At 68.9% G+C, this 12303-nt stretch carries 14 protein-coding genes; 5 read left to right on the plus strand and 9 right to left on the minus strand.

The window, feature by feature from the left end:
* The first annotated feature begins 39 nt into the window (after positions 1-39).
* Positions 40-1581: a PucR family transcriptional regulator gene (locus HDA44_RS16840; RefSeq protein ID WP_184835482.1), complete on the plus strand. Its 1542-nt coding sequence runs from the start codon at positions 40-42 to the stop codon at positions 1579-1581.
* A 179-nt stretch (positions 1582-1760) separates the two neighbouring features.
* Complete coding sequence (locus tag HDA44_RS16845) at positions 1761-1985, plus strand: hypothetical protein (protein WP_184835484.1); 225 nt, start codon at positions 1761-1763, stop codon at positions 1983-1985.
* Positions 1986-2060: 75 nt separating this feature from the next.
* Here HDA44_RS16845 and HDA44_RS16850 read toward each other — a convergent pair whose 3' ends face one another.
* The 9 genes from HDA44_RS16850 to HDA44_RS16890 form a co-directional block, all read right to left on the minus strand.
* Positions 2061-2525 (minus strand): nuclear transport factor 2 family protein, encoded by a 465-nt coding sequence (locus HDA44_RS16850; protein WP_184835486.1) that lies wholly within the window; start codon positions 2523-2525, stop codon positions 2061-2063.
* Positions 2522-3382: an alpha/beta fold hydrolase gene (locus tag HDA44_RS16855; RefSeq protein ID WP_184835488.1), complete on the minus strand. Its 861-nt coding sequence runs from the start codon at positions 3380-3382 to the stop codon at positions 2522-2524. Before HDA44_RS16855 ends, HDA44_RS16850 begins: the two co-directional genes overlap by 4 nt.
* On the minus strand, positions 3379-4329 hold the full coding sequence (locus tag HDA44_RS16860; RefSeq protein ID WP_184835490.1) for an alpha/beta fold hydrolase: 951 nt from the start codon (positions 4327-4329) through the stop codon (positions 3379-3381). Before HDA44_RS16860 ends, HDA44_RS16855 begins: the two co-directional genes overlap by 4 nt.
* Positions 4330-4471: 142 nt before the next feature.
* Complete coding sequence (locus HDA44_RS16865) at positions 4472-5086, minus strand: TetR family transcriptional regulator (RefSeq protein ID WP_202887402.1); 615 nt, start codon at positions 5084-5086, stop codon at positions 4472-4474.
* A gap of 121 nt (positions 5087-5207) precedes the next feature.
* Positions 5208-5546, minus strand: a complete 339-nt coding sequence (locus HDA44_RS16870) for a DoxX family protein (RefSeq protein ID WP_202887403.1) — start codon at positions 5544-5546, stop codon at positions 5208-5210.
* Positions 5547-5641: 95 nt separating this feature from the next.
* The gene (locus HDA44_RS16875; protein WP_184835492.1) at positions 5642-6829 is read right to left on the minus strand and encodes an ABC transporter permease; all 1188 of its coding nucleotides are present in this window, start codon (positions 6827-6829) and stop codon (positions 5642-5644) included.
* A complete protein-coding gene (locus HDA44_RS16880) occupies positions 6829-7671 on the minus strand; it encodes an ATP-binding cassette domain-containing protein (protein WP_184835494.1) in 843 nt (280 codons plus the stop codon). Before HDA44_RS16880 ends, HDA44_RS16875 begins: the two co-directional genes overlap by 1 nt.
* Complete coding sequence (locus HDA44_RS16885; RefSeq protein ID WP_337906060.1) at positions 7668-8699, minus strand: peptidoglycan-binding protein; 1032 nt, start codon at positions 8697-8699, stop codon at positions 7668-7670. Before HDA44_RS16885 ends, HDA44_RS16880 begins: the two co-directional genes overlap by 4 nt.
* Before the next feature lie 38 nt (positions 8700-8737).
* Positions 8738-9289: a hypothetical protein gene (locus HDA44_RS16890; protein WP_184835498.1), complete on the minus strand. Its 552-nt coding sequence runs from the start codon at positions 9287-9289 to the stop codon at positions 8738-8740.
* Positions 9290-9414: 125 nt separating this feature from the next.
* On the opposite strand from HDA44_RS16890, the gene HDA44_RS16895 reads away from it, so the two are divergent.
* From HDA44_RS16895 to HDA44_RS16905, 3 genes are read left to right on the plus strand one after another with little or no spacing between them, the layout of a single operon-like run.
* Positions 9415-10071, plus strand: a complete 657-nt coding sequence (locus tag HDA44_RS16895) for a response regulator transcription factor (protein ID WP_184835500.1) — start codon at positions 9415-9417, stop codon at positions 10069-10071.
* A complete protein-coding gene (locus HDA44_RS16900; protein ID WP_184835502.1) occupies positions 10068-11219 on the plus strand; it encodes a sensor histidine kinase in 1152 nt (383 codons plus the stop codon). Before HDA44_RS16895 ends, HDA44_RS16900 begins: the two co-directional genes overlap by 4 nt.
* A 34-nt stretch (positions 11220-11253) precedes the next feature.
* Positions 11254-12276 (plus strand): nitronate monooxygenase, encoded by a 1023-nt coding sequence (locus tag HDA44_RS16905; protein WP_337906061.1) that lies wholly within the window; start codon positions 11254-11256, stop codon positions 12274-12276.
* The last annotated feature ends 27 nt before the right edge of the window (positions 12277-12303 follow it).

The following is a 12303-nucleotide window of genomic DNA, read 5'->3' on the forward strand; positions in this document are numbered from 1 at the left end:
ATGTCGTCACGGCACAGCAAGTGCAAGCAGACTAGCGCCATGCCACAACTCCTGACCCATGATGTCGCCGGCCTCCTCGATCGGCAGTCGAGGCTGCAACTCACCTTGCTGGCCGGCCCCGGGCAGAGCCGATCGATCCGCCGAGCCAGTGGCGTGCGGACATTACGCGACCTCGACCAGGCTCGCCCGGGCAGCATCGCGGTCGTACTCGAACCGCTGGGAACCGATGTCGGCGGGTACGCGATGGACGTGGCGATCCGTCAGGCCGACCAGTTGGGACTGGCCGCGATCGTGCTCGACTCGCCGTACGAGTTGTCGCTGACCGCGCGGCATCTGGCCGGCCGCGCGAAGCTGCCGGTGATCGGGTCTTCGGCGACGCGGGCCGGCGCCGAGATCCTGCTCCGGGTCGACCGCTTCCTCCGTGGCGGCGCCGCGGAGGTGCTGGCCCGCGCCGACGCCGCGATCCGCGCCGCCCGGGACGCGACGGCTTCCGGTACACCCGATCCGATCGGGGCCGTGCTCGACGCCGCGTCGGCCTCGCTCGGCTGCCGGCTGAACCTGATCGAGCACGCGCCGGACGACCCACTGGCTCCGGGCGCGGTGGTGCTCGGCGAACAGGCCGTCGCCGAGGTCACCTGTGCACCGCGGGACGAGGCGACCGAGGTCGTACTGCCCGCGGTCGCGGCGCTCGTGTCCAGGATGCGGCAGCGTGAGCTGAACCAGCGGTTCGCGCCGTCGATGACACGTGCGGAACTGATCCTGCGGATCGTGCTGTCCGAGCACGCGCAGCTTCCGCAACTGACTGATCAGGCGTATCGCATCGGCCTTCAGATCCAATACACGCATGTGGCGACGTGGCTGCGAGTCGATCCCGTGCCGAACGGTTCGGGCGAGCCGGCCGGGCCGGTCGAGCGGCGGCGGCTGCTCGGTGACCTCGAGCTGAGCGTGCTGCAGTCACTGCACGCCAAGCCGGGGACCTGGCACGTCCTCAGTCTGGACGGTGCGCTGCTGGTCCTGCGCTCGGAGCCGGATCCAGGTGCTGGGTTCTGCCGCCAGGTGCACGCGGAGATGTCCGGCCTTGTCACCGGCCTGGCCGACCGCGACGACGTCACCGTTACCGCTGGGCTCGGTACCGCGCGGCCGGGAGCCGACGGGATCCGGCAATCCACCGCCGAAGCGCAGGTCACCGCGGACGGAGCGGCCGCGGCCGGCCGGCGTGGCACGGTCAACGACACCGATCCAAGTGGACTGCGCCGGATCCTTACCGAGCTCTACGCGGCGCCGCTGACCCGGAATCTGCTCGCCGAACTGCTCGCGCCGCTGGACGCGCTCGGTCCGGAACGCTCCCGGACGGCGATCCACACCCTGTCCGCGTACTTCGACGCCCAGGGCTCACCGAAGCAGACCGCACGGAAGCTGCACCTGCACCCGAACGCGGTCAGTTACCGGCTGCGCTGGATCGCCGAGGCGCTCGGCACCGACCTCGGCGACGCCGACACCAGATTCGCACTGCAACTCGCCTGCCGACTGCGCCTGCTGGCCAGCACGCCGGACTCGCTGCCCGGCTGCCACCGGCGCTGACACCGGGCGCTGACACCGGAGCCGACACCGGGCGCCGGCGCCGGCTCCGGCTGGGTGCGCCAAGTCGGTCGTACGCCGCTCGCGGTTCTTAGTACCGGGCCGGTTCTTCGTGTCAGAAAGTGTAAAGGCCGAATCCGGCCGTGCACGGCAGGCCGATCGTGCCGCATACTGGAGCTCTGATGCAGGCCAATCGCGTGACGACGCGTCGTCATCTGTCCACCAGTCCGTTCGCCGCCAAGGTCGCCGACTCGCCGAAGAGTTTCGAAGTCGACGAGCGCGTGACCCACGACCGGGAAGGACTGGGTCGCGTGCACTCGGTCGAGCCCGGCAGCGTCGTCGTCGATTTCGGCGGCGGCAAGATGATCCGGATCGTTACCCCCTTCACCAAACTTCATTCGCTCTGATCCCCGTACGCCACCCGGTGTCCTGAGCCCAGTTCAGGACACCCGGCGTCACGATCAGTGGCGCCTGCGTCACGCTCAGCAGTGGCGGCTCGCGGCGAAGGCGAGTGCCGTGCGTGGGTGTGCTACCAGCATCCGTAGGTTCTGAACGAGGCTCGAATCGGGGCGGGCGTCGAGGAAGCCGTACAGGCGCTGGTCGGTGACGAGACCCAGGCCGTTGCGCCGCCAGACCTCGATACCGCGCGCACCAGCGCGGCCGGCGATGACGCCACGCCACTCGTTCACAATGGTCGACCCGTCCACGGCGACCAGCGTCTTCTCGACGTACAGCCCGCGTTTCGCCATGAAGCGGCACATCGTCGCCCAGCCGCGGCAGATCTCGTCGATACCGTCGGCGTGGATGATCAGCCCGTCGAGCGTCGCGTCCCACCGCGCGTCCGGCGCGAACACCTGGCGGATACCGTCAGCATCACGCTCATTGGTCATCCTTTGCGCTTCGGCGACGAACCTGGTCGCAGCTTCGATCAGTTCGGGTGCAGTCATCGATTCACCGCTTCGGCCAGGAGGGCAGCCGTCAGCTCGGGCTGGTCCTCGGTGAGGTACGTATAAGAATTGGCGACCGTGCGTACGCTCACGCCAAGCCGGTCGGCGTACCTCCGGGCGCTCGCCAGCGGGAAAACCCGGTCGGCAGACGCCCAGATCAGCTCAATCGGCTTCCCGAAGGTGGTGGCCAGGATGGTCGCGGCGGACCGGGTGAACTGTTCGTCGACCGAGCCGATCGCCTTGCGCCCGTCATGCCGGATCGCCGCGCTGCGCAGGACCGGGTCGACGTAACTACGCATCGTCAGGTCGTCGATCGGATACTTCGCCAGCCACCCGTACGTGTTTCGCCAGCGCCACGCCGTCGGCGCGCGCAGCACCTGATAGAGCGTGCGGTACGTCAACGGATGCGCAGCGGTTCGCTTGAGCAACGGGAATCCCCCCGGCGCCGGTGGCCAGGTGCAGTCAGGCGTCTCGCACGACGCGAGTACCAGCCTCCTGATCCGCTCGGGATGAGCCGCGGCGGCCAGTTGGCTGTACGCGCCGCCCGAATCGTTCCCGAACAGGACAACGTCGCGGAGCTCCAGCGCCTCGATGAAGTCGGCGATCATCCTGGCGATCCCCGGCGGCGAGAGGTCAGCGTCCCGATTCACGGGGGTCAGGTGCGATCCCAACGGCCAGTCCGGCATGATGCACCGGAAGCGATCCGACAGCAGTGGTGCCGCCTTGCGCCAGATGTTGGCGTTCACGAGGTACCCGTGGACGAAGACGATCGGCGGCCCCTGGCCACGTTCGTGGTAGTGCACCCGGCCCGAAGGAAGCTCGATGGTGTGCGGCGTTCCCAAACGGCTGTCTCTCATTGCACCGGATGAGAGGTGCTGTTCGCGGTCAGGAAGGCGTGGATTGTGCGGGCCAGTTCGGTTGGCTGGTCCTCGGGGACGAACGTGCGGGCGTCGGGGATCAGCGTGAAGGTGGCTCCGGGGATTGTGCGGGCGAGGCGCTTGCCGTTGTTGCGGCGGAACCACAGGTCGTCGGCAGACCAGGCGATCAACGTGGGTCGCGTGAACGTCGCGAGTCGGCGCGCCGCCTGGCGGGTGTGCCTCGGCGCCGTACCGCGGAAGAACTTCACCACGTCACGCCTGACGCCCGGATCGCGAAGCGGCTCGACATAAGAGTCCAGTACGTCGGGCGCGAGGCCGTGCTTGACGATCGACCAGAAGAACAACCGCCGGACCGGTTTGGTATACCAGAGCCTCGCCACCGACGCCCCTAAGCCCGGTACGAATGTCAGCGGGTGCAACGGCTTCAGGTACCGCGGTGGGAACTGGCCGAAGGTGTCGCAGGACGTCAGGATCAGTCGGCCGATCCGGTCCGGGTACGCGGCCGCGAGCATCTGCGCGATCGCCCCGCCGGAATCGTTGCCGACCACAATGACCCGGTCCAGGCCGAGCGCGTCGAGGAAGTCGACGACGAGGCGGACCATCCCCGGCGGCGTCAGGTCGGCGTCGGCGTGCATCGGGAACAGGTGCGATCCCTTGGGCAGATCAGGCGCGATGCATCGGTAGTCACCAGCCAGCTCAGGGATGACACCACGCCAGATCCCGCCGTTACAGAGCGCGCCGTGCAGGAAAACGATCGGCTCCCCACCGCCATCACCGCGATCGTCACCTCCACCACCGCGACCACCACCGCCACCGCGACCGCCGCTGTCGCCATCACCGCGACCGCCACCGCCGCTGTCGCGGTAGCGGATCGTCCCCTGTGGGAGCTCGAGTTGCAGTACCGAGTCGTCGAGTAGGTCCGTCATCGCGACTCCTGGTGTGCTCGGCCGACCGAATCTCTTGCATGCATTGCAACAGGTTCGTTGAACGTAACACGCCGGCACGCTTCTTACAATCATTGCAATAGATGTCCGCGGTTAGCGACCAAGCCCAGCGGCGGTGTGCGGGTCAGTCGCTCAGCAGGCCGTGGGTGAAGGCGTCGGTGGCGGCGCGGAGCAGGCGTTTGAGCTGCTTCGGGTCGCGCTGCAGGCGGTCCTGGCGCCAGGCGAGGCTGATGATGCCGTTCCAGGCGGACCAGAGGACCGTTGCCATCTCGTCCGCGTTCACCGTGCGGATGGTCCCGGCCTTGATGCCGCGCTTGATCGCGTCGACCATCCGCTGGTTCTGCTCGTCGACCGAATCCGCGAGCCGATCGGCCAGGTCGTGCCCGGCCGCGTAGCTGCCCGGCTCGGCCGGAAACGCCAGCATCCGGAAGTACTCGGGATTGGCCAGGTAGAACGCGAGGTACTCCTCCGCGGCGGCGTGCAGTTGCTCGACCGGGTCCCGGCCCTCCACGTACGCGAGGTCCATGAACTTCCGGTCGGCGTCCAGCGCCTTCTCGACCAGTGCCGCGTACAGACCGGCCTTCGACCCGAAGTGGTTGTAGACCGAACCGATCGCGACTCCGGCAGTGGCCGCGATCTCCTCGACCGTCACGTCCGCGACGGCCCGCGTGGTGAACAGCTTCTCCGCGGCGTCGAGCAACGCTTCGATCGTCCGCTGTGCCCGTGGGTCCACCACCACCCGCCCTTCCCTGCCACCGTCGCCAGTCTCCGCCGCCTTCACGTTAACAGCCGGCCCGGCACGCAATGCAGCTAAGGGCGCGTGTGCAGGTGGTTGCTGCCGGTGGTTCGTGGTCTGGGTGCTAGTGGACGAGGGTGATTGCGGTGGTTGCGACGAGTGCTAGTACTACGACATCTGCTGTGATGAGCAGTGCTGAGTCTCGTACCTTCGCGCGGGACGCGATTGCTCCGAGCATCAACAGGGTGAGGCCGATCGCGGCGAGTACGCCGAGGGCGGTGATCTTGAGGCCGATCAGTACGCCCGCGGCGCCCGCGAGTTCCAGTACGCCGATCAGGCGCCAGAGTGGTGGGGCGATGCCGAGGTGGTCACGCACCGCCAGGCTCTGGCGAAGGCCGAGGACCTTCACCCCGCCGGTCACCACGAACAGCACCCCGACCACAATCGCCAGCACGACATCCACGGCAATACTCCACTCGCCACCCGACGACCAGCAACGATCGCGAGCCTACAGCGCGCGCCGTCGGCCGGTGACCGTCGCACGTGCCCCGACGGCTGTCAGGTGGTTAGGGCTTCGGTTGGTGGGGTGTGGCCGGCGCGGACTGCTGGGTAGAGGCCGGCGATGGCGCCGATCAGGATGGTGGCGGTGATGCCGCCGGCTGTTGCCCAGACCGGTACGACGACGGGCCATGACTGCGTGCCGGCGTACACCGTAGTGACGGCGACGCCTAGAACCACGCCGCCGATGCCGCCCAGGGCCGACAACAGCAAGGCCTCGGCGAGGAACTGTTGGAGGATCTGCCCACGGGTTGCTCCGAGTGCGCGGCGGAGGCCGATCTCGGCGCGGCGTTCGAGCACTGAGATCACCATCGTGTTCGCGACGCCGACGCCGCCGACGACCAGCGCGACCGCGCCGAGGCCGAGCATCAGGCCGGTGAACGCCCGGCTGGTCGCCTGCCGGGCGGCGAGCGCGTCCGACGGACGGGATACGGCTACCTCGTTCGGCGCCTCCGGGTTCGCGGTGGCGGCGAGTACGTCCCGGACCGCGGCGACCGACGAATCGTGCGACCGGGTGTAGATGGTGGTGGGATGGCCGTCGAACTCCAGGTACGTCACGGCGGCCGGTTTGCCGATCAGGGCGGCGGTGTCGAGTTCGGGCGCGAGCGGTACCGGATCGAGGGTTCCGATCACGGTGAACCATCGGCCGCCGAGGTATACCTGTCCGCCGGCGCCGATCCCGAGCTGGGAGGCCGCGGCTGATCCCAGCACCACAACGGGATACCGGGCGGTGGCTGGGTTCAGCCAGCTGCCGGAAGCGAGGTCGGCGCCGACCGTACCGAGTAGGTCCTGGTCGGCGGCGCGGACTGAGATGCCGCCGCTCTCGGCCGCGGGTACCTGGTCGGTTCGGTATACCAAAGCGTCGGCGACTTTGCCGGTGGAGGCGACCCGCTCGATCGGTGCGATCCGGCTGATCATCGCGACCGACTCGTCCGGCAAGGTGGCTGCCTCGCCGGTCAGGGTGGTGCCGGGTTCGACGGTGAGCAGGTTCGTTCCGAGCGCGGCCAGTTGCCGGTCGAGGTCGGCGCCGCTCGACGAGGAGATGCCGACCACGGCAGTCATCGCCGCGATCCCGATCGCGATCCCCAGCGCCGACAGGAACACCCGCAACGGGCGGGTCCGAAGACCTGTTCCGCCAACGCGCAACACGTCCCGCGGCCGCAACCGAGCGGGAGTCAACTGATCCATCACAGCACACCCCCGTCACGCCTCGACCGCACCCCAGCAGGAGCCGATGGCACCACTCCCCCGTCGGGCATCGCGGGCGAAGACGCGGAAGCCGGTGGCACCACTCCCCCGTCGTGCGTCACGGGCGAAGGCGCGGAGGCCGATGGCGCCGCTCCTCCGTCATGCGTCACGGGCGAAGACGCGGAAGCTGGTGGCATTACTTCTCCGTCGCGCATTGTGATTTGGCGGGGTAGGGCGGCGGCCAGGTCGCGGTCGTGGGTGACGATGAGGACCGTAGTGCCGGCGGCGTGTAGTTCGCGGAGGAGGTTCATCACGCCCGCGCCGGCAGCGGAATCCAGGTTGCCGGTTGGTTCATCGGCGAGCAGGAGGTCCGGCTCACCGACGACCGCGCGTGCGACCGCGACGCGTTGCTGTTCGCCGCCGGACAGCTCGCCCGGGAAATGGTCGAGCCGGTCGCCCAGGCCGACCCGGACCAGCGCCGCCTCCGCGCGCCGCCGGCGTTCCTTCAACGGCACCCCGGCGTACAGGAGGCCGTCGGCAACGCTGTCGAGCGCTGATTGCCCGGCGCCGAGGTGGAACTGCTGGAAAACAAAGCCGATCAGCCGGCTCCGCAACGCCGACAGTTGCCGATCCGACAACGCCGACACGTCATGACCGCCGATCCGGACCACGCCCGCCGACGGCCGGTCCAGCGTGCCGATCAGGTGCAGCATGGTCGACTTGCCCGAACCCGACGGCCCGACGATCGCGACCAGTTCGCCCGGCCCGACCGACAGGCTGACCCCGCGCAGCGCCGAAACACCGCCGGGATAGGTCTTCACAACCTCCTGTAACTCGATCACGACGGCATCCCCACCTGCATGCCCGCGGCCAGTCCGGCGCCGGCGATCTCGACCCGCCCGTCGGCGAACATCCCGGTACGAACCGCGACGACCTTGCTGGTGCCGTCGGCAACGACCTGAACGCCGTAACCACCCTCGGAAACCGCAAGCAACGCGAGGACCGGCACACTCAGTACGTTCTTCCGCTCGGACACGGTGAACCGGACATCAACCGACGCGTCGTCGGCAACCTTCGCCACGGTCTTCTGCGAACCGATGCTGATGGCAACAACTGTCTTCGCGGCCTTCTCCTCCGCTTCCGCGGCGGCAGCTTGTACTGACACGACCTTCCCGTCGACCTGCTTCCCATCGGGCAACGTCACGCGGACCGCGGTCCCGACCCGCGCGAGCCGCTTGTCGGCACCTTCCAACGTGACCAAGGCGATCCGCGACGTACCCGTGTACGTGAACAACGCGGCCCCCGGCTGAACCGCGTCGCCCAATTGCGCCTTCTGCTCCGCGACCCGGATCGGGCTGACCACGTACACGACCCGGCCAAGATCGACCACGCCCGTACGCGGAAGTCCGAGGTCGCGCTGCCAGGCCTTCACCGCCTTTGCCGTCGACGCGGTGTACTTGTTGTCCACGGTGAATCCCCGATAACCCAACGCGTACAGGTTTCGTTCGAACTGTTCGACATCCACCCCGCGCAGGCCCGTCGTCAAGGCGCGGTACGCCGGCAACGTCCCGTACAGAAGGATGATCGGGGCGTTGTCGACCCGGCCGAGTACATCCCCGCGACTGATGGTCGTACCAACAGAGGGCAGCGCGGTCAGCGTTCCGGACAACCGGCCGGCCAGCGTGGTGGCGTCGCCGTAGCCCAGCTCGCCGGTCTCGGTCTGGGTGTCGACCATGGTTCCGCGGGTGATCTTGCCCGTCGTCGGCGGCACCGTCGCCGCCGCTTTCGGCTCGTCTCCGCCGGCGCCGAAGTCCAGCCCGGCCGCCGCGACTCCGGCGGCGCCGACCGCGACGACGACGGCTGCTGTCACGGCGACCCGGCCTCCTCGCCGGCGCCGTTTCACACCGCTCACCCGTTGCTCTGATTCTGCGGCCCGGCCGTCGAGCCGGCCGGCTGGCACTTCCTCTGCGCCGCCTGGAACTCGGCACTCAACGGGTCGATCCCGAGCTTGGTCGGGTCCGTCTGCTTCCCGTCCGCGGCCGGGTCCGGGAACTTGGTGATTCCGTTGTCCCGCATGCACTGCGCGATCTTGCGCAGCTGCGCGATGGCACCCGCGTCCGGTTTGCGTACCTCACCGAGGCCCGGCAGATGCGACTTGCACTTCTCGGTCGCGGCCTCGACCTTCTTCGGGTCGGTACCCTCCGGGACGGTCAGGTCCACCCCGCCGTTGGCGCCTTCCTTCGGGTCCGGATACCCGGGTACGCCGTTCGCCCGCATGCACTGCGAGAACTTCAGCAGCGGCGCCTTGTCGTCCGGTCCCGCGCCGCCCGAAGCCGAGGCCGAGGCCGACGGTGAGGCACCGTCCGCGCTCGCCACCTGCGGCGTCTCCTCCTTCGCGCCACAACCGCTCAACGCCACGGCCAGCACGGTCACCGCCGCCAATCCGGTCCAGATCCGCATCTTCGTCTCCTTCCGTGACCGGCCGGGTGCCGATCCTGGAACTCAGTCCACCGCTCCGGCCGTCACCTGGTGATTTCCGAAAAAGTTGACGCCGAGGTGACGTCACCGTCTGTCAAACTCGGCTCATGCGAGTGCTGGTGGTCGAAGACGAAGAACTGCTCGCCGACACGATCGCGGCCGGGCTGCGGCGGCACGCGCACGCCGTCGACGTCGCGTACGACGGCGGGACCGCGCTGGAGAACGTCGGCGTCCACGACTACGACGTCGTGGTGCTCGACCGCGACCTGCCGGTCGTACCCGGCGACGAGGTGTGCCGCGCGATCCAGGCCACCGACTCACCGGCGCGGGTGCTGATGCTGACCGCGGCCGCCGATGTCGACGACCGGGTCGCCGGGCTCACGCTCGGCGCGGACGACTACCTGCCGAAACCGTTCGCTTTCCCGGAGCTGGCCGCCCGGGTCGCCGCACTCGGCCGGCGGTCCCGGCCGGCCACCCCGCCGGTGCTGCAGCGCGCCGGCATCCGGCTCGACCTGCATCACCGCGAGGTCTACCGCAACGGCCGGTACGTGCCGCTGTCCCGCAAGGAGTTCGCCGTCCTCGCCGAACTGCTCCGGGCGGACGGCGCCGCGGTCTCGGCCGAATACCTGATGGAGAAGGCATGGGACGAGAACGCCGACCCGTTCAGTCACGCCGTCCGGATGACGATCCTCAAGCTCCGGCGCAAACTCGGCGACCCGCCGGTGGTGCAGACCGATCCCGGCGTCGGGTACCGGATCGCATGAGGCGACCGCAGCTCACCATCCGGGCCCGGTTCACGCTGATCTGTGGCGGCCTGCTGCTCGCCTCGGGCGCGGCGATCCTGGGCATCACGTACGTGCTGCTCGACCGGCAACCGCCCAGTCAGGACTTCACCAGCGCGGGCCACACCCCGACTGCACCGTCGCAGCCCGGCACGGTGCGTACGCCGCCGCCGTCGATGGACTTCCAGGTCGCGGACAACGCGCAGCGCGCCGTACTCAACCGGCTGGTCACTCAGGGCGCCATCGCGCTCGTCGTGGTCGTCGCGGTCGCCGGCGCCTCCGGCTGGGTACTCGCCGGGCGGACGCTCGGTCCCCTGCAGCGCATCACCGAGACCGCGCGACGGATCGCGGACGCGCCCGCGGCCGACCGCGAACTGCACGAACGGATCGCGCTGGACGGGCCGGCCGACGAGGTCAAACGGCTGGCCGACACGTTCGACGTGATGCTGGAACGCCTTGACCACTCGTTCGAGGGGCAGCGCCGATTCATCGCCAACGCGTCCCACGAGCTGCGTACGCCGCTGACCCTGAATCGCACCTTGCTCGAAGTCGCCACCGACGCCGACGAGGTCGCGCCCGAGGTACGGCACCTCTCGACGACCTTGCTCGCGATCAACGCCCGCCATGAGCAGCTGATCAACGGTTTGCTGCTGCTCGCCCGGTCCGAGAACGAGTTGATGGAGCGCTCGTACGTCGATCTGGCCGACATCGTCGATCATGTCGCCGGTCAGTTGCCGGCCGGTGAGGTCACCGTCAAGGTCGACGCGAACGAGGCGCCGGTGAGTGGCAATCCGGTACTGCTCGAACGGCTTGTGCAGAACCTGGTCGAGAACGCCGTGCGTTACAACGTCGCCGATGGTGGCTGGGTCCGGGTCAGCAGTCGCCCCGGTCCGGACGGTGGCGGGGTGATTGTCGTCAGCAACTCCGGGCCGGTGGTGCCGCCGTACGAGGTCCCGAGTTTGTTCGAACCGTTCCGGCGGCTTGGTCCGTCGCGGCCGTCCAGCGGTGCCGCGGGTGCCGGGCTCGGGTTGTCGATAGTGCGGGCGGTCGCTCGGGCGCACGGGGGTGACGCGCGGGCCGATTCGCGCGACGGCGGCGGGTTGGTGGTGACCGTCACGCTGCCGCGGTGAGACTTTCCGGGGTGGGCGGACTAGCGTCGTTTGTGTGATGACCCGCGAGTTGGCTACTGATTTGCCGGTGTGGGCAGCGCCGATGGCCGGTGGGCCGAGCACGGTTGGCTTGGTCATAGCGGCGGCTCGGGCCGGCGGGCTGGGGTTCCTGGCCGGTGGGTACAAGACGCCGGACGCGCTCGCGGCGCAGCTCACCGAAGTCAGGGCGAGCGGCGTGGCGTACGGCGTGAATCTGTTCGCGCCGAATCCGATCGCGATCAAGCAGCTGGACTACCTGGCGTACGCCCGCGTGCTGCAGCCTGAAGCCGATCGGTACGGGATCGCGCTCGGCGATGAGCCCAGGAACACCGACGACGATGCCTGGAACGCGAAACTCGAGTTGCTCCTGGAGGCACGCGTACCGGTGGTGTCGTTCACCTTCGGCCTGCCGGACGCCGACGCCGTCCGGGCGCTCCAGACCGTCGGCAGCGTCGTCGCGCAGACCGTGACCACGCCTGGCGAGGCGGTCGCGGCGGCCGAGCTCGGCGCGGATCTGCTGATCGTGCAGGCACCCGCGGCCGGTGGTCACTCCGCGACCTTCACTCCCGAGCAGGTGCAGGAAGCGGTTGGCCTGCCGGACCTGATCAGCACGGTACGGGACGTGGTCGCGTTGCCGATCATCGCGGCCGGTGGAATCGCATCGTCCGGTGACAGCGCGGCGGCGATCAATGCGGGCGCTCGTACGGTGATGGTCGGGACCGCTCTCCTGCGTACGCACGAAAGCGGCGCGTCCGAACCGCACAAGGCCGCACTGATCGATCCACGATTCGGCGAAACCGCGCTGACCAAGGCGTTCACCGGCCGCCCGGCGCGCGGGCTGCGAAACTACTTCATCGATCGCTACGAGGGCTCGGCGCCGCTCGGGTATCCCGCTATTCATCACCTCACCAGTCCGCTCCGCAAAGCAGCCACCGCGGCGAACGACACCACTCTCATCCACCTCTGGGCGGGCACGGGATACCGGGCAGCGCAGGCTGAACCAGCCGCTACCACGTTGAAGCGCCTCGCCCCGAGCTGAACCAACGGGCGCCGGCGACGATCTGCG

This window comes from Kribbella solani (assembly GCF_014205295.1).
Taxonomy (GTDB): Bacteria; Actinomycetota; Actinomycetes; order Propionibacteriales; family Kribbellaceae; genus Kribbella; species Kribbella solani.